Below are 18,791 nucleotides of genomic sequence, written 5' to 3' on the forward strand. Positions count from 1 at the left end.
CCCTTCGTAGATTTCGGATGCAATACCAGTCGTATTATTTGGTATACTTGAGAAAAGAACGCTTACAATGAAATGTTTCATTTTAACACAGTTTAGGAGGAGTAGAGAGTGAACGAAACTTTTACTATATTACATAATGGTGTGAAAATGCCTTGGATGGGTCTTGGGGTTTGGACAGCAGAACGTGAAAACGCAATAGAGTCAGTAAAATATGCACTACAAAACGGATATCGCAGCATTGATACGGCAACCGCATATCGAAATGAGGATCAAGTTGGACAAGCTATTATAGAATCTGGCGTAAGCCGAAAAGATATTTTCGTCACAACCAAAGTGGCAAACGGAGATCAGGGATACGAATCCACATTAGTAGCATTTAATAAAAGCCTTAAAGCGCTGAAAACAGATTATCTGGATTTATATTTGATTCACTGGCCTGTAGAAGGGAAATCTTTAGAAACTTGGAAAGCATTAGAAGAGTTATATCATCAGAAGAAAGTACGCGCAATTGGTGTTAGCAATTTTGAGATTGCTGATCTGGAGCAGTTAAAAGCAGTTGCTATCGTTCAACCTATGGTTAACCAGATCGAATTTCATCCTCACTTGATACGTAAAGAACTTAGTGTATATTGTAATCTTCATCAGATCCAGATGGAAGCATGGTCTCCGCTGATGAAAGGGATACTGAGTGACGAACCAATTCTTCTTGAGATTGCAAAAAAATACAATAAATCAGTCGCTCAAATTATCCTTCGCTGGGATATTCAAAGTGGGTTTGTAACTATTCCTAAATCGTTTAATAAAACCAGAATAGTGGAGAATCTTACTATTTTTGATTTTATGTTGACAGATGAAGAAGTAGTGAACATTGCTTCGCTGAATAAAGATGAAAAACTACCAATACCTGACATGAGTAAGTTTCGAGACAATTGACCATGTAAATGGATTTTATAATAAATAATGGCGATCATATACAAATTTGCGATTGTCATTATTTATTATAATTCAACTATATAAATAGACTGCACTAGAAGCTTGCAATGTTTAGTATGGCTTGAAATCAAGTGAGCGAATTACATTTTTATAAAGTTAGATTGCTAATTCGATTGAAGATAAGTAAGGATATGATCAGTTTAAGTTTATTTGATTCGACACATAAGAGTTGTAATAAATAATAATAAAAATACGATTATAAAGGAGATTATTTTACTATACAAAAGTTATTAAAGAGTTTGGAAATGAGATCAAGAATCTATAGCTAGTTTTTAATTTTATGTGTACATAATCACAAAACTCGTATTTTGTACATATGTATAAATTGAGAATCAATGTCCTATATTAAGCTTTCTTAAGAATTAGTTTACCTCTCAGTCTTTATTTCTTTTTCTCAAATGTAAAACTTTAATAAACCATTTATACATTTCATTTCGATAAGCGAATTGCTCTAGTGCTGTCTCTAATCTTCATTTACCAATATAAATTCGGACATATCTTGATGTTCATTCTGCTTGCTAAGATCTTACCAATTATTAAAAACCTATCAAGTATTCTAAATATTTTTCTTATGTTCGTCCGATTGCTCCATTTGCACTAAAAACAGTAATATTCACACATTCACTTTTATTGATTATACTTTGTCTGCTGTTATATACTCTTTAAAACAATCTCTATTAGAATATATGTCGTACCAAATATCAGTGATTTTATCTTAAACTCCTGAAATTGCAATTTTGACATTCCCCATTATTCGTACTAGATAGATTGTAGCGCCTCCAGTCGTAAATAATAGAGTACTGCTTTGTTGAGCCAGCATCTCCATTAGGAACTGTCGAACACTCAACAGCTCCCTTCACCTTTGCAGTATCAAATTGAAATTGTAGATTTTCTTAGATTGGGTTGGATCTGAAACTTCATAAACGATTCATGAACTTGTAGCAGAAAAATAGTACGTCGAAAGGAAGTTACATATGATAAGAAACGATAGAGATACCATTGTAGATGGTATCAAACATTTATGCGATGGAATTGGTCCATACCAAAAAATGGATACATTTGAGGATTATCTTAAAATGCAAACGGATGTCTACGATACGTTTGGTGACGATTCGTTCGATATTTTAATTGACATTTTATTGTATCCTCCCGATTTGGGACGCTTTGATCCGAAGGATTTTGAATTCGAATTACTAGAAGCTATTACCGCAATCGGGCTTAGAAATCCTCGCTATGCTTTAGATATACTACATGATCTGCTCGGTATGAAAAGTATACGGCTCGTCCTGATCATGATCATTGGTGGATTGAGAAACGAAGACGGTTCGTTTTTATTGGAGTCTTTATTGGAGCGGTCAGTAGAGTCGGATCCCTTGTTGGAAGATGAACTCATAGAGTTGGCTTGTGCACTCGGTGAGATTAGAGGCGAGAAAGCTACTGAACTTTTAAAAAAAATGAAAATAAAATACTATAATCATTCATCTAAGCTATTACAATATATAGAAGACGGATTAACGGTATACTAGTAGCTTGTTTTAAATTAAGAAAAACCTTTGAACTTTCATCTTTTAGTGTATAACGCATAGTATTACTATAAGCGTCCAATACGCCCATAACGGCGATGATCTCTTCTACTGTTGGCCAACTCCAAATGAAAGTGCTTCTCTTTCGTATGAAAAAGCTAAAGCCCTAAGCTGACAAGTTTGTTGTCAACTTAGGGCGAACGATGGTGTCCGATTTACCACCTAATTTAAGATTACTCTGCACTCTATCAATACGGGAGCTCTCCGATATTGTTTCCTGAATAACGGTGGAATTCCGTTGAAGCCTACTGAGATTGCTCTGTTCGGTTCACAGCTCCGAGACTGCTTCACTATTAAGTCATAGATTTTTATCCGTGTAGTTTGCTATAGGCTGCATTATACTCTTCAATGATTCGATTGCCACCAAGATTTTTCCAATTTGTAATAGCTTCACTGTATCCTGCATCATCAATCTCGCCCATAATATACTTCACACGAGCATCATATATGATTTTATCCAAATCACCGCCTTTTTCAATAACGGTATCTGACATATAAGGATCAACCAGATTAGGTACAGCTACGGGAGCATATTTTTCCATTGCATCCTTGACGATGGTTTCTGTTTTGGTATCATTCGGCCAACGGGTTACAATTGGAGCAATTCGTATCATAATTAAAGGCTTTTTGTCTTCTTGCTGTTTACTATCTGCTTCATCACTTACAAATTTGGGCGAGCCATCAACTATGTTATACGTAGTTCCTTCAATTCCATATTGAAATAGCGTATTAATATCTTTATTCAAAGCGCTATCAAAATAAGCCAGTATTGCATCCAATTCTTCTTTAGTTTTCACTTTACTTTTAGGAATAACAAATAATCCGTTGTGTCCACTGGTTGAGTCTGTTTTACTGTTCATTACTGGCTGTAAACCAATCTCGGCGTTGGGATCAATATCTTTGATACTTTTTTGAATACCGACCAGATCATCATATGCTGTAAAAAACATTGCTGATTTTCCAGTAGAAATAGCATTTTTCTTCTCTGCACCTTGTACAATAGCAAAATCCTTATTCATAAGTCCTTCATTGTACATTTTCTTAAAGGTATTAATTACGTTCATATATTCCGGAGTTTGATAATAAGGTTCAACTTTTCCATCTTTGATTCCCCAAATATTGTAGCCGCCTTGCGAAACGGTAAATAAATCCAAACCATTCCACGTTGTTTCTGTTATTTGATCGCAATAAGAGAACGGAATAATATCTGGCTTTTTCGCTTTCATCTCTTTCGCTGCATCATAAAATTCTTCGAGATTGGTTGGAACCTTAATACCAAGACTATCAAACAAGTCTTTACGATACAGTAATCCTACTCGAGCCGTTGGACGCGGAATGGGAACTCCGTACAGTTTACCGTCTACTGACGTATTTTCTATCGTAACATCACTCATATTCTTCATAATATTCGGATACTTTTGAATCTCTTCTGAAATATCCCAAAATGTACCTCCTCTTGCTGCATTAACAAAAGCGGTACTCTTGATAAAACTAGCAGGCACCATGACGATCTCTGTCAAATCACCACTAGCGAGTGATAAATTTAATTTGTCTGGATAGTTGGCATTGGGTACATAGTTGACAGAAATATCAGATTTCGTTAATGTTTCGTATTCTTCAAAAACTGGATTTCCCTCTAACTTATATGGTTGCGCATCATATAATGGACTTGTAAACGTAACCTTCAGCTTTCCAGAGGATTGGATTGGCGCTGTTTCTTCTCCACCACCACATCCAGCTAAACTTCCTACTATGCTGAGAGTCAATACTCCAGCAACCACGGTATGCCATGCTTTTCTTTTATACACCATATATGTTCATTCCCCTTATTATGAGATATGGAATTAGCCTTTCATAGAACCTAATGTAATACCTTTCGCGAAATACTTCTGTAAAAATGGATAGACACACAAAATCGGCACAGTTGCTACGGCAATAACTGCCAATTTTGTCGTTTCTGGAGGTTGAACAAAACCGGATGTTGAAGCATTGGCATCGAATCCCGCTTGAGACAAAATAACAATCTGTCTAAGCCATACTTGAATTGGCCACTTATCGGAATCTTGAATATACATTAATGCATTGAAGTAACTATTCCAGTTAGTGACAGCATAAAAAAGAGTCAAAGCAGCAATTGATGGCATGGACAAAGGTAGCGCCATTCGAAATAAAATCTGTAAGTCGTTACATCCGTCAATCTTAGCCGCTTCTTCAATACCATCTGGTAACTCTTGAAAGAAATTTTTCATCAAGATGAGATTGAATGCGAGAATTGCGCCAGGTAACCATAATGACCAGTATGAATTCAACATTCCAAGGTTTTTAACAACCATGTATGTTGGGATCATTCCACCATTGAATACCATTGTGAAAATGACCAACTTCATGATCAAACTTCTGCCTCGAAGCGTACGACGGGAAAGCGGATAAGCCATCAGCGCTGTCATAAATATATTGATAGCGGTTCCAATTACAGTGATCTCAATTGATCGCAGTAGGCTGGTAAAGATAACACCAGAAGAAAGAATATAGCGATAAGAATCTAGCGTTAGGTTCGTCGGAATGAGTACGATTTTCTTTACTGCCAATTCGGCATCAGATGTGAATGAACCAGATAGTACGTAAATGAGCGGTAATAGCATAAGTAAGGCAAATATCGATAAAAAACTGTAATTGACAGCATCGAATATTGCGCTTCCTTTGGAAGCTCTAAGTTTCATGTCAGTACACCCCCTCTTCTCCCAGCGCTTTGGCGATACGGTTAGTCAATACCACTAGAATGAGGCTGACCACCGATTTGAATAATCCAACAGCCGTACTATAACTGAATTGTCCACCAGCAAGTCCAACTGAGTATACATAAGTATCAAACACTTCGCCGACATCGCGGTTGAGTGAATTTACCATCAAGAAAATTTGCTCAAATCCAGAATCAAGAAATGTGCCCATTCGCAAAATCAGTAAAATAACAATGGTACTTTTGATAGCAGGAAGCGTAATATGAAACATTTGCTTAAACCGATTCGCCCCATCAATAACTGCTGATTCATACAATTCCATATTGACGCCTGCCAATGCTGCAAGAAAAATAATAGTTCCCCAACCAATCTCTTTCCAAATTTGCTGAATGATCACTAGCGGTCGGAAAGCATCTGGATTCATTAGTACGTTCACATCACTAAATCCAAATCGTTGAAGCAGATCGTTCACGATTCCGCCGTCGGACGTAAATAGAACGTAACATAAACCTACAACGACCGGCCATGAAATAAAATGCGGAATATATACGAGTGTTTGTATCGTATTTTTGAAAAATTTCCGTCGCACTTCATTTAATAAAAGAGCTAGAACAATAGGAGCCGGAAAAAAGAAAATGATGTTATACAATGCCAACAATAATGTATTTTTGAACAGCATCAAAAATACAGGCTCACTAAATAAACGGGTAAAATGCTTGAAACCTACAAATTCACTTCCTGAGAAACCAGCGATCGGTTGATAATTTTGAAAAGCCATAATAAGTCCATACATCGGTCCATATTTAAATACCAGAAAAAATACGACACCAGGAATTAACATAAGATATAACCAGCGATCTCGAACAATATCTTTCCATAATCGTGCACGCTTGGAATGACTTTTCTCTGAAAACTTACTCGCATATGATAAATTATTAATCTTACCCATGCTGCATCACCATAATCACTTCTTCATCCACTCCTCTAAATGATCTGCATTCTTTTTTTGTAGCGCTTACAATCGCATCTTAACGTTTTGCAAGCCTTCAAGTAAATCTCCATTTATCCCGGAATATCATCAAAAAGTATGATTATAAGACTCACGATATGCGATTCAATCCATATGTCCATATGGTATCTATCATACGTATAGATGATGCCAATCACTACAAATCAAAAGCGCCCTCGTTTTCATTTGAGAGCGCTCTAAATCTATCTTATCAAGTTCGATCAAGTTCTCTAAATTGTCCTAGCGTAATTCCTTCATGTTTGTTGAAGGCACGGATCAATGCGTTGCTATTGTTGTAACCAACCTTTTCTGCCACTTCTGCTATGGTAAGACTCGTTTCCGATAATAACTCTTTTGCTTTGGAGAGCCTTACTCTATTAATAAAAGTATTTAACCCTTCTCCGGTTGACTGTTTAAAAAAAGCAGATACATATTTGGTACTCAAGTCTACATGCTCTGCAATAATCGTCAAATTCAGATTTCCATCAGCATAATGAGATTGAACAAATTCAACGATACTGTCTTTCAATTTGATCTGAGTTTTGCCTTTATTATTTTCATTGATTACAGAACAGACTTTATTAAGAATAGACGTGATTTGATAACGCAAGTCATTTAAATTGTGGCATGTCAACAAACGATCAACAGGATTCAATTCATCTACAAAGGCAGGTTCATAAACGGAACTCAATTCGTTCATCGTTTTGATCATTGTTCCTACGAGATCAAACATCAGGCATTTTGCAATTTGCAGAGAAGTATCACCATCAGCAAAATTCTTCAAAAAAATCTCATCTACGATTTGTTCTGCTTGAGTATAATCTCCCGATTTGATGCTATTGGTTAGAATACGTTCAGTCTCTAAGCTGTAATGATACGCACCAGGCGAAGAAACAGTCTGCTTAATTGTGTCAAATCTTATAATACTTCCACTTTGTCTAAATAGCTTATATTCGATGGCTTCTAGCGATTCTTGATAAGCTTCGGCAATCGCCTGCGGTGTTTGATGGATTTCGCTAATTGCTGCTGTCAGATGGATCTGATATTTGTGGAACAATAGCTTCTGTATAGTGATGATTGCTTCTTCCATATCACGATACAATTCATGAATATTTTTATCTTCTAAATTCATTAAGCAAGCCAATAAACCGTCTGTTTCTGTAGTAAAGCTACGATGTTGACCACTAGACAATACCTCTTCCGTAACGTTATGAATAATAAATTCAGCCAAACGAACATTTTCTTCATCACTCGCATGAACCATCAACTGGCTATAATCGTCCAGATAGAAAACAATTACTGCAAAATAAGGAGCATCGAATGATATTCCATACATCTTTGATAACTCGTCTGCCGGAATAACTCTACCACTCCTTCCCTTTAACAGCATGGTAATAAAATTAGAACGCATAGCTGTCATTTGTTGTTCAAGCAGTAAGACGGAACGCTTTTTTTCGCTAATCGCATGCGAATACGCTTCACTTAGAAAACGATACTCTTTATGCCCTTTTTCTAAGCGAAATCCGCTATTGGAAGAAATACTCTGCATCAGCTGATATAAAGGGCTATAGTTTTTTCTCGTAAACCAGTAAGCAACAGCTCCGCCGATCAATATACACAGAAACAAACAAACCATAGTCAAATTTCGGATATATGCAGCGCGTTCGTAAAATAACGACGTTTGTGTAAGAGAAATATAATTCCATTGTCCTGAAGCAGACTTGATATATGTTGCAACAACCTCTTTGTTTTGCAACGTTCCATATAGAAAACCATGATGATCTGTCATTTGCTCATCATGCATAAAACTAGGTAGTTCGATATTTTGAGTCCCATACAATACGTGATTCTCTTTATCAACAATAAAAAACATATTTTGATTTGCCCAGTTTACACTGTTTACTAATTTTGATAATTCATTAGGATTGATGGACAGTGCTAATGTCGCATTAAAAGTTGTATTTTGCAGAGGTAATGAGCGCATCAACGTAATGGTCTTCTCATTTTGATTCAATGAAGGAGAAGATACAATATAATCGTTATAATACGGTTTAAGAATAGAGCTTCGCCAGTCTTCGTAAGACTCTTTATGTGTGCGAAATTCCGAATCATAAAAATCACGACTTTGATAATAGCCGCTGGAACTCAACACAATATCACTATCATGAAAAAACACATAAAATCCTTTAATAAAACTGTTGGAAAGCGTATAAATGTTGAAGTCTTGGAATAGTTGTTTGATTCGCTCAGTATAAGCGAAATTGATGTCGGAATCACTAGTAGCAAGTTCGTTATTTTGCAAACTGATCAATTTGGGATTCATCGCAATTTGAGTACTGATTTTCTCCAAATTGGAAATCTGACCATCCATAGTTTGTTGTAGCTGCTGAATCATCGCTTCATTAATACTGTTTACTTGATTTTTCACAATGGCTACGGATTGTATATACAAGATACCGCTAATAATCATTGGAATTAAAAGGATTGATAGATACGATCCTAACCATGAATATATAACGCTATCTCGAATGTTTCGTGACTTCGATGCCATTTTGCACGCTCCTGTTAGATGTACTCTTACCTATGTATATTCGTAAAGCGCTTACAATCAATATTAGCATATGATAATTTCTTTTAACGTATATGTAAATCTTTAATTTTCCCGATATCTATTCCATTTCCCATGTATGGAACAAGTGTAATAGAAAAAGACGACTAGATGGTATCGTATTTCCCCATCTAATCGTCCTTTCATTACGATCAAGATTACATTAAGGATTTCTAAGATTGGCAACCTGAGGTAGTTGAAGCTCCTTCATTCCTTGTACTACTAATTTCGCCATTTCATTTGCACCGTATCTACTAAAATGAGTATTATCATTTGCTTCTACCGTTAAATAGATTGCTTTAGATGCTTCGAAGCCTAGTGATTCGATCATTGCTTTACTTTTGGCTGTTAGATCAATCAATGGTACATTATGAGTAACAGCAACTTCTTTCATAGCTGCGACGAGATCTACACCTACATTGTTAATATGAAGTGCTGTCGGACTCAATGTTGCTTGATCGTCATTAAATAATCTTCTTACCGTAGGTGTAATCAGAATAGGTGTTGCTTCTTTACTTCTAATCTGAGTAATCATACTTGTCAAATTGGCTTGATATTTTTCCTTAGTTGTTGTTTTGTCGTTATGACCTAATTGGATCAACACATAGTCGCTTTTTTGTACTTGCGCTATAACAGCTTTGAATAAAGAAGGATTGCTCAAAAATGAAGAGGTGCTATCGCCTGGATCGGCGTAATTAGCGATAGCTGTACCTAGTTTGAAATACTGCGGTAGCATTTGTCCCCAGCCGATCTCTTTGCGTCCAGATGGCCAGTCGGCAACAGTTGAATCGCCAATCAGATAGATCATATTAGGATGCTGCGCTGGTGCAATCCCAATCCCTTGCAATTTGGGTGCTGTTCCAGACAGTAAGAAATTAAGCCCTACTGTACCCGGATTGCTATATGTTGGATATGACTCTGTGCTACGCACATTCATTGTGAACGTTTGAGTCGAGACAGTACCAGCAGTTGTAGTAAAGTTGGCAAGCATTTCTCGGCGCGCTTCGCCGACAACAGATGCAGAACTACTAGAAGTGTTATCTCCTAGTAATAACGTAATATCATAATTACCGGGTGCCAGATCACTATCCACAAAGCGAATCGGGCTTGTACCCGTTACCTTTTGCATACGTTCGGGATCGATAACAGGTCCATTATATCCAGCCATCACTTTACAATCATAAAAGCTCACCTCATTATCTCCCACAGTACCCGTTATTGTGACTTTCACATAACGAGCTGTTGCATAAGCATAATTGGTTTGGATTTGGTCTGTATTCGATTGATTTGTGTTATCGACAATTGTAATCCAGTGGGAATGATCAGTCGATACTTCAATTTTATATGGATAGACAATGCCATTTTTCGCCCACATTATTTGCGTACTGTTCACAGAATAAGCATTGCCTAGGTCAACCTCCCACCACTCTCCCGAACTATTTGTTTTCGCTATCCAGCGAGTTGCTGTGTTTCCATCATTGCCTTTCGCTGCTTCATATCCGCTCTGAGCACTACTTGAACGGACTGTTTTTCCTTGAGCAATATCAGTACTTGGCGCCACAGTCTCTGCTTCTGCATTCACATGAATCGGTATAGTTAAGATTCCAATAAACAGAGTGATCAAGCACACAATGGATGCTACTTTTCTAAAAGCAGGTTTGAACATCATTTTGACCTCCTCTGTATCCATAACAGATGGAATATTTCATGCAACTAACAACGTGGAGATACATCGAATCCTCTCCACGTTGTGTTTGATTACAAAACGTGTCTTATTGCAAAGTGGCTGTAATTTGATACGTTTGAAACTCTCCATCTCCTGTCACATCAAGCAGAATGGTATTGTCACCAGGCGCTAGAGTTAATGAAACAGGACTTTCACCCGATACTTGTGTTCCATTCAGCGTAACGACTACTGTGCTATTCGAATTAACTTTCGTATAACTAAGAGTATGCGTTGCTTCTGTGGTTGTTCCTGCGGAATACACAGCTACCGATTCTTCAGGATCGGTGCCATCAAATTCAGGATCCAGTGTAAGACCCGAAATACGAAGCGCTGTTAAATACGCAAGAACACTTGAATCTTGCTTTTCCAGTGAAATCGTGTAGGTCTGAGATGTTGAACCATCCGCACCTGTCACTGTAAATTTGATAGTATTCGTTCCTGCTGCTACTGGTACATCAACATACTCAGCATCATCCACACGATCTAGCTCAATCCCATTGACCGATACTTTGGCAAATGGACTGGACGGAGTAATATGCATCTTTACAGTGTCATACTGATAAGGAATCTCCGAATCGGCTGTGAATGTTCGAGTACTGGCATTGTAAGCAAGTGGGCTATCTCCTAATTCGTCTACTGTTACATTCGTTACCTGCACATCATTGGTGGTCGGTTCACCTTGATATACCCATAGATAATCAATTAATAGATCACCAACATTGTTGGCACCACCAAAAATTTGAAAGTAATTAAGCGCATCGCCTACTGTGCGAAGCTGTGCTCCTGATTTTTTCAATACACCATCAATATAAAAATCAAACGTATCTGTATCCATATCAACAACCATTTTCGTGGTATACCATTGATTCTTACTGTACGTGTAATTAGTATTGTTGGAAGAACCTTGTGTTGCTTGAATAAATAAATTGCTTCTGCTAAATCCAACATTTGCCATAGAGTTACTAATTACTCCACTGCTGCTTATGCCTTCACCACTATATATTGCAAACTGACTAGCTCCGCTTCCATTGTCTGCTGTTCGCATAATTCGAGATTCAATGGTAAATATGCCTTTTGCTTGAAGTGGTGTTTTATTCCATATTTTTACATCATTAGTGTTAGCTGTTTTGTTTAATTTCAAATACTTGCTACCTTGCTTATCTGCTACAATCTCAATCGTTCCGCCTGCATTACTTGCATTCCAAATGTCATTACCTGCAAAATTACCTGTCGCATAATTAAAGTTTTCTTTTAAAAAGTAATGTAATTCTTTTACTACCTGAGACATAGTAAAATTCACAACAGTGATATGATCTGCTTGCACTTCTATTGCATTTTGGACTGCATTATTAAAATTAGTTTTTGAGGCTGTAGCTGTATATCCGGTTCCAACAGGAACATTAGCAATCGTATACGTTCCATCTGCCCCGGTTGTAGCTTTTCCAATACTTGCTCCATTCTTATCTGTCACGATTATCGTTACATCAGCAATGTTAGTAGTTCCTGAAATCGTACCTGTCGTCGCAGTACTTGCACCCAGTGTTGAGTTCAGCGAAGTGACATCACCGCCTAAAAGGTGAATCGACTTAGGTGTTGATGATGCGTAATTTTGTAAAGATGCTGTAACAGTGGGATCGGTCGCTATAGGGATGTTAGATAGGAAGTAGAAGCCGTTAGCATCCGAAGTAGCAGTGTACACTTTACTACCTGCTTTCGCTGTTACTGTTACACCAGCTTTGACTTTGCCATATGGATCATACGTATATCCTCTCAGATAACCAACCGAATTATCGGTTCCTACATATTCATAAATACCAAGATCTACACCGCCAGCAGAAATAGACTTACCTGCTACATCTTTGATTGTTCCAACAGGAATCGTCGTATTAGGATGAGCACCTTTGGTATCAGTTGCAATCGTTTTGCCTGCATTGATAAATAGGGATTGAGGTTGTAATTGAAGTCCGCTAATACTGGCGGTTTTGCCAACTCCACCTGTAACAGACGCAGCATCTTTGAATTGAGGATCAGCAATGATAGCGGATGTGTCTTCCACAGGTACAGATGAAACGTTGTAATACCCATTATTACTAAAATCGAGACTAGTTCCGTCATCGATTCTTGCAGAAGCTCGTGGACTATAAAAAATATTGTTCGAAAAATAATGGAAATTATTTGTATCATTCAAATACGAATTTTTATCACCGGATGTAGAAACAAAAATTGCTTCACTGGTGCCAGAATTATAGAAAATATTGTTGTACACATAGTTATGACCTTTGACACCATGAACATTTAGATATCGCTTTCCCTTACCACTATCTTTGATTACATTGTAGCGGACTACAGCACTACCGTAAGTGAATCCACATAGTAAAATGCCATCACCATTATCATAGAGATAGTTGTATTGAATCAGTGCATTGGTAGAAGCTCTGTCCGGATCAATGGCGTTGGAGTCACCACCGACCTGTTTTTCTCTTGCTTTAAACACTTCATTCCACTCTACAGTAATGTTATCGGTGTAATATAATTCAATAGCGCTAGTGCCAGCTCCTCTTGATACATTATGACGAATAACCGAATCTTTGGTACAGGTGAGATAGATTGTATCGCCTGCATAATTGCTACCATCATTATCTACATAATTGTTTTGAATCGTAACATTCCTGTTAGGATACCATCCATCATAATCATAGGAAGGAGCGCTGGCATCCTGTCGTTCGCCCCATGCTTTCAATTGCTTAACAATAATTCCACCAAAAGAATTATCGATGAGTACGTTATTTTCCATTGTTACATCAGAAAACCAGGTAGGTTGATATCCCGAAACATCGACTGAGTTTGAGATGACTGGTAATCCGTTGTCTCCTTTAACAATGATTTCAAATAAAATACCCGCTGTTCGCTTGGAAGGGTCCCAGCCCGTGCCACTTACTCCATTAGTCTCCCCCACAACATCATGAATATACAGATCGTGAAGCGAATACCCTTTTAACTCAGTTGCCGTTTTATTATTTCCGCCCACAATATGAATACCGCGTCGATCTGCACGCATGGCAGCCTGACTACTTGATACCGCTCCCGTATATCCTGCCGGTTTACTGCTAATGTCTAAATCACGGATTTCGATATACTGCTGATTCTCCAAATATAGTGCATCGGAAGCATACCTTGTACTTCCATCCGTGAATTTCCATGGAACACCAATGTCTATTGCAGAGAACTTTGGTTTTGCCCCAGATCCATAAGCACCGATAACAATAGGCTTACTGGCTGTTCCTGAACCTTTGGGATGTATAGATTCGGTTAACTTCCACGAATCGCCTGCTTTGAATAAAATGTGATCGCCAGGTTTAAATGTCGTCGCATTTACTTTTTCGATCGGCCATGGACGAGCTTGACTTAAGCCATTATTACTAGTACTACCATCAACGGCAATATAATAAATCTTGCCAGTCACTTGTCCAGGATCTGGAGTAATAACTTGAGCATTGGCAGCGTCACTTCGAATGCTTTCTCCCAATTGCTTGATGGTATCATTACCAGCTTTAGTTACAACACTACTATACAAATTTGATGTTTCAATATCCTCCGCTTGCACCTTACCAGTAGTAATTGAACTCGTCATTAGCAAGGATGCCAGCAAAACGAAGATAGATTTGCGAATTTGACGATTTGTTTGTGTCCAACTTTTCAATAGTTGTCCCTCCTCTTTTGATATACCGATGTCCTGTGAAGTCATACCTTTAAGCAACCCTTGTATTGATTATGTCAATCTGGTCTACTCTTCTATTTCATTCCCCCTTCCTTCACACAAAGTGCTAAGAGCTATATATACTTGTATTGCAAGGGCTTACATTTGCATGTTAGCTTGCACATAATAGGGTGTAAATCTTCATATTTCTGGAATGGTCATCAGTAATCATGATTATGTAAAAAGAAAAGCCGTTCATAAAGAACGGCTGAATCTCTTCTATATTAGATAGTAGTTTTCCAAGTAACCGGCAATGTATGCTGCTTGCAGTTGCCTCACTTGTTCTGTGTAATGTACATGATCGCAGTAAGCGCTCTTCTCAAAGCAGCGAGTAAATGTGTACAAATCGATAATGGAAATGCCTTCCGATTTCATAATTTCATCAGCTGCGGCATTATAGGCAAGAACATCGTCGTGAAAACGAAAAAAAGTGGCAGGTGGCTGATTGTGAATATCATCAACAACATCGGTCGTACGAATCCATATAATATGTTGTGCCATTTGATCAGCAACGCGTAATATTTCTTGCAAATTCTCTCGGTATTGCTCCAAACTTATTTGTTTTTCTCGCTTATATCTATCCGTTTTGATATCGTGCAGACCACAATTTAGCAATAGTACATCATAACGAATATTGTTATGTTGTTCACTTTTTAAATATTGTAATACTCGTTCACTGTCTCCCCCATTTGCGCCTATCGGCTGATCTAGATCATATAAAGCTTCTTCTCCGCGTTTTCGATCATAGCGGTAATGACCTTCTAACATGTGTTTCAAATAGGGACCATATTGAATAGAAATACTGTCGCCAATAATAAATAGATCCTTCATTTTCGAATTTCCTCGTTTCTATTTACGGAAGCAAGCGGCATAAATTCATTTTGCCATCGAACGGTCAATAGATTGTGATCGAAAGTAATCGGGAGAATACTATAACCGGAGTCTTGCAAGTGTTCAGCATTCCAGTGATCCAACATTAGATGCGGCTGATCGTTTACATAAAAAATATATGTACTCTGCCCCCCAAATGTTTGACGATAATTAGGACCTTCACACGGATTATCAATCAACTTCCAAGGTCCAATCAGATAATCCGCTTCCGCATACAGAGCGCTATTGGGAGACCAGCCTGTACAACCTGAGGAGATCATGTAATATGTTCCATCTTTCTTCATAATCGCTGGAGCTTCTCGATATTGATCTATTAAAACAGGAAAGGTAAGCCCAGTCAGAGCTGTATAGTCATCTGTTAATGAAGAGAAATAAAGCGTTCGATTGTAGTTGGCAGCATGAACTAGATAAACAGTGCCATCCGAATCTTGAAATAGAGTCATATCTCTACTATCAAGTCTATTCGGCTTCATACTCGATAAGAAGGTAAACGGACCTCGCGGATCATCGGCAATCGCTACACCAGCACCGGCATACGTTCTTGCAGGATTATCCAGATGCATCCACATAACGAATGTATCTGTTTTTTCACAATAAAGAACTTTGGGACGTTCACAAATGTGGTCGGGAGCAAGCGGACTATCTGGATCATTCGGAACAGCAGACAATGCCAATCCTTCATATTCCCAATGAATCAAATCAGGTGATGAGTAACAAGATACACCGATCAATGGTACTGCTTGTTTGCCTGGAATATTAGGTTTTCCTTTATGCTCACCATACCAGTAATATACTTCATTGTACTGAATGATAGCCCCGCCATGTGCCTGAATTGTTTCCCCATGATTGTCGTACCATATGGTTCCGTTTTTCATATTGCAAATAATCTCCCTTCACCTACAATTCAATAGTTATGGCTCAATATCATACTTTCTTGTTAAGTGCCTATTTTAAAGCAAGCCATGGTTGCATCTTATGTGATTGCGTAAAAGGTGTACATGATCAGTTTTCCTTATATATCATCAAATTGACTTATCAAAATGAAAATACTTCTTTCTGAGCAATTGCTCTAGCATTTTGCCGATGTAATCTTTGTGGAAGTAATTGCGGATGACGCCGTCTTGTAGCTTCTTGAGCACATTCCAACGAATTCGCTTTCACCTTCTATTCACATTTATGCATTATTTAGACGTTTAACCATTTATTTATAATTTTTCCGAAACGTATTTAAGGTATAAAGCCACTTTTTATTTCAAATAACTTTATTTATATACACTTAAATGCAATATTATACAACTTTATCTATGTATAATGGCATACTTTTTTACTTTTTAAAGTTGTACCTGTAGCATGATAAACAATTTCTCAAAAACGACACATAATAAATTAAGTATCGCCAGCATATTTAAAATCAATCATTTGATTGGTGGACATTCTGGCTTATACATACACATCATGAGGGGCAGGGGTAAAATGAGACAACACAATTCGTATTACAAACGGTACAAAAAAGGTTGGCAGCTATGGATCATATTGGCTTTATTGATTACTTCCTTCAACTATCCCGTTTCTACAGTTGAAGCCGTTCAAGGTCCACGTCAAATGGAAAATTTGGGACGTGGTATTGTTGCCGTTCGCAGCGGCTATAGTGTGTTCATCAGTTGGCGCTTGCTTGCTCTTGATCCTGCTAATATCGGATTCAATGTGTATCGTGTTTCTACTTCTCCTACAAATAACACGGTTACTGAAAATGTTTACGAATCCGTTCATCAGCCTATCACAGATGTATATGGAGATTCAGTAGATATCGCTTCATTATCAGTAACTGATGCTGCGTATTCATTATCTGCTGTCAAAGTTAATCCTGATGTGCTATTTAAAGGTACAAACTACACAGATACAACAGCAAATCGCAAACTCGATAATACGTATTTTGTTAAACCAGTCATCAATGGTGTAGAGCAACAAGCAAGCGATACCTTTACACTTGCCGCCAATGCAGCTAATCAACCATTAATCACAGTTCCTCTGAAAAAAGGTGCCCAAATTCGCAATGTGTGGGTCGGCGATCTGGACGGTGATCACGAATACGATTATGTCGTTGACCGCGTATCCACTACCCCACAAACCTTGGAAGCTTATAAGCGTGATGGTACGCTGCTATGGACAATCGATATGGGACCCAACAGCAGTGACAAAAGCTCGATGAGACCGGGTTCTGCTGCGATCGATGTTGGTATGCTGGATGGGATAAATGTATACGATCTGGACGGTGACGGTAAGGCAGAAGTCATATTAAAAATCGCGAATGGTGTAAGCTTCCCGGATGGGACAGTCTGGACAGACGATAATAATAAAAAACAATGGCTTGCTGTTCTGGACGGTATGACAGGTACGATTAAAAGTACAGCACCATTGCCAGAAGATTATATTGCTACCGGTTCTCTGGCTGTACAACTGGGGATTGGTTACTTAAACGGAACAACACCAAGTGTTGTCGTCATGGGCAAAAATCGTCGTCCTGATTTGAAATTCGACCTATTATTTGCCGCATACCATTATGATGGAAATCGTCTGACAATGGACTGGAAATGGCTACGTGAATCGCAGGCAGCCTCAGACGGACACCAGATGCGCATTATTGATGTAGATGGTAACGGTACTGACGAGATTGCAGAGGTTGGCTTTGTGCTTAATGGAGATGGCACGCTTCGGTATTCCCTTGCCAAAGATAATGTTGGACATGGAGATCGCTTCTATATCGGTAAATTCGATCCCAATACGCCCGGTCTTCAAGCATATGGAATTCAACAGCTGAATGCCAAAGGTCTGCTTGAATATTATTACAATGCCGATACTGGCAAGATGTACTGGCAACATAGCCAGGAACCGCCTGCACCTGATGTCGGACGCGGCGATGTAGGTGATATCGATCCACGTTATCCGGGCTATGAAGTATGGTCGTTCTCTGGCATCTATAACGGAACAAATAATACGCAGATTACCGAGCCGGGTCAACAACCTTGGCCTGCGCTTCGACTATGGTGGGATGGCGATCTGTCCAGCGAAATTTATAATAATACTCGAATTGAAAAATGGAATTATGAAAACAATTCGACTACCCGATTAGTCACTGCCTACAAATATCAGAATGCGATTCAAAATAGTCGCAAGTTCCCTGTTTTTTATGGAGATATTATGGGCGACTGGCGTGAGGAAGTGGTACTCGTGGATCGAGATTATTCTAAACTAATTATTTTCACGACCTCTACTCCAACCGATCAACGAATCTACACATTGGCGCAAAATCCGGCGTATCGCAACAGCATGACGATCAAAGGTTACGTACAGTCTCATTTAACGGATTATTATCTTGGGGAAGGTATGAGTATACCACCGACACCGAATATTCGGCTCACTCCTTGATGTATCAGTAGTAGAGATGATGAACCCCCTATTCAAATGGATCTGTACTGTACATTCGAT

Annotated in this window: 11 protein-coding genes; 3 read left to right on the forward strand and 8 right to left on the reverse strand. The window is 38.3% G+C overall.

The genetic code is table 11. The features are described 5' to 3' along the window. Positions 1 to 147: 147 nt before the first annotated feature. Both ACDE64_RS11620 and ACDE64_RS11625 read left to right on the forward strand, forming a co-directional pair. Positions 148 to 933 carry an aldo/keto reductase gene (locus ACDE64_RS11620; RefSeq protein ID WP_411350276.1) on the forward strand — a complete coding sequence of 262 codons (786 nt, stop codon included), beginning with the start codon at positions 148 to 150 and terminating at the stop codon, positions 931 to 933. A 1,034-nt stretch (positions 934 to 1,967) separates the two neighbouring features. Continuing rightward, the gene (locus ACDE64_RS11625) at positions 1,968 to 2,519 is read left to right on the forward strand and encodes a hypothetical protein (protein WP_411350134.1); all 552 of its coding nucleotides are present in this window, start codon (positions 1,968 to 1,970) and stop codon (positions 2,517 to 2,519) included. A gap of 365 nt (positions 2,520 to 2,884) precedes the next feature. On the opposite strand, the gene ACDE64_RS11630 is transcribed toward ACDE64_RS11625, so the two are convergent. From ACDE64_RS11630 to ACDE64_RS11665, 8 genes are all read right to left on the reverse strand, one after another. Further along, the gene (locus tag ACDE64_RS11630) at positions 2,885 to 4,387 is read right to left on the reverse strand and encodes an extracellular solute-binding protein (protein ID WP_411350135.1); all 1,503 of its coding nucleotides are present in this window, start codon (positions 4,385 to 4,387) and stop codon (positions 2,885 to 2,887) included. 33 nt (positions 4,388 to 4,420) lie between these two features. Further along, positions 4,421 to 5,296, reverse strand: coding sequence for a carbohydrate ABC transporter permease (locus tag ACDE64_RS11635; RefSeq protein ID WP_411350136.1), 876 nt, complete (start codon positions 5,294 to 5,296; stop codon positions 4,421 to 4,423). Position 5,297: 1 nt separating this feature from the next. Then, positions 5,298 to 6,263, reverse strand: coding sequence for an ABC transporter permease (locus ACDE64_RS11640; RefSeq protein ID WP_411350137.1), 966 nt, complete (start codon positions 6,261 to 6,263; stop codon positions 5,298 to 5,300). A 271-nt stretch (positions 6,264 to 6,534) separates the two neighbouring features. Then, positions 6,535 to 8,874 carry a helix-turn-helix domain-containing protein gene (locus ACDE64_RS11645; protein WP_411350138.1) on the reverse strand — a complete coding sequence of 780 codons (2,340 nt, stop codon included), beginning with the start codon at positions 8,872 to 8,874 and terminating at the stop codon, positions 6,535 to 6,537. 220 nt (positions 8,875 to 9,094) lie between these two features. After that, positions 9,095 to 10,600: a discoidin domain-containing protein gene (locus ACDE64_RS11650; protein ID WP_411350139.1), complete on the reverse strand. Its 1,506-nt coding sequence runs from the start codon at positions 10,598 to 10,600 to the stop codon at positions 9,095 to 9,097. Between the two features lie 103 nt (positions 10,601 to 10,703). Then, positions 10,704 to 14,357, reverse strand: coding sequence for a carboxypeptidase regulatory-like domain-containing protein (locus ACDE64_RS11655; RefSeq protein WP_411350140.1), 3,654 nt, complete (start codon positions 14,355 to 14,357; stop codon positions 10,704 to 10,706). A 276-nt stretch (positions 14,358 to 14,633) separates the two neighbouring features. Next, a complete protein-coding gene (locus tag ACDE64_RS11660) occupies positions 14,634 to 15,245 on the reverse strand; it encodes an SGNH/GDSL hydrolase family protein (protein ID WP_411350141.1) in 612 nt (203 codons plus the stop codon). After that, positions 15,242 to 16,180, reverse strand: a complete 939-nt coding sequence (locus ACDE64_RS11665; RefSeq protein WP_411350142.1) for a glycoside hydrolase family 43 protein — start codon at positions 16,178 to 16,180, stop codon at positions 15,242 to 15,244. Before ACDE64_RS11665 ends, ACDE64_RS11660 begins: the two co-directional genes overlap by 4 nt. A 598-nt stretch (positions 16,181 to 16,778) precedes the next feature. On the opposite strand from ACDE64_RS11665, the gene ACDE64_RS11670 reads away from it, so the two are divergent. Next, complete coding sequence (locus tag ACDE64_RS11670; RefSeq protein ID WP_411350143.1) at positions 16,779 to 18,731, forward strand: hypothetical protein; 1,953 nt, start codon at positions 16,779 to 16,781, stop codon at positions 18,729 to 18,731. Positions 18,732 to 18,791: the final 60 nt, after the last annotated feature.

It is taken from the genome of Paenibacillus sp. WLX2291, assembly GCF_046603665.1.
Lineage (GTDB): Bacteria > Bacillota > Bacilli > Paenibacillales > Paenibacillaceae > Saccharibacillus.

Bases quoted from the DNA above. Each gene is read 5' to 3' on its own strand.
- ACDE64_RS11620 (WP_411350276.1), top strand. From the start codon at position 148: ATGCCTTGGATGGGTCTTGGGGTTTGGACAGCAGAACGTGAAAACGCA.
- ACDE64_RS11625 (WP_411350134.1), top strand. From the start codon at position 1,968: ATGATAAGAAACGATAGAGATACCATTGTAGATGGTATCAAACATTTA.
- ACDE64_RS11630 (WP_411350135.1), bottom strand. From the start codon at position 4,387: ATGGTGTATAAAAGAAAAGCATGGCATACCGTGGTTGCTGGAGTATTG.
- ACDE64_RS11635 (WP_411350136.1), bottom strand. From the start codon at position 5,296: ATGAAACTTAGAGCTTCCAAAGGAAGCGCAATATTCGATGCTGTCAAT.
- ACDE64_RS11640 (WP_411350137.1), bottom strand. From the start codon at position 6,263: ATGGGTAAGATTAATAATTTATCATATGCGAGTAAGTTTTCAGAGAAA.
- ACDE64_RS11645 (WP_411350138.1), bottom strand. From the start codon at position 8,874: ATGGCATCGAAGTCACGAAACATTCGAGATAGCGTTATATATTCATGG.
- ACDE64_RS11650 (WP_411350139.1), bottom strand. From the start codon at position 10,600: ATGATGTTCAAACCTGCTTTTAGAAAAGTAGCATCCATTGTGTGCTTG.
- ACDE64_RS11660 (WP_411350141.1), bottom strand. From the start codon at position 15,245: ATGAAGGATCTATTTATTATTGGCGACAGTATTTCTATTCAATATGGT.
- ACDE64_RS11665 (WP_411350142.1), bottom strand. From the start codon at position 16,180: ATGAAAAACGGAACCATATGGTACGACAATCATGGGGAAACAATTCAG.
- ACDE64_RS11670 (WP_411350143.1), top strand. From the start codon at position 16,779: ATGAGACAACACAATTCGTATTACAAACGGTACAAAAAAGGTTGGCAG.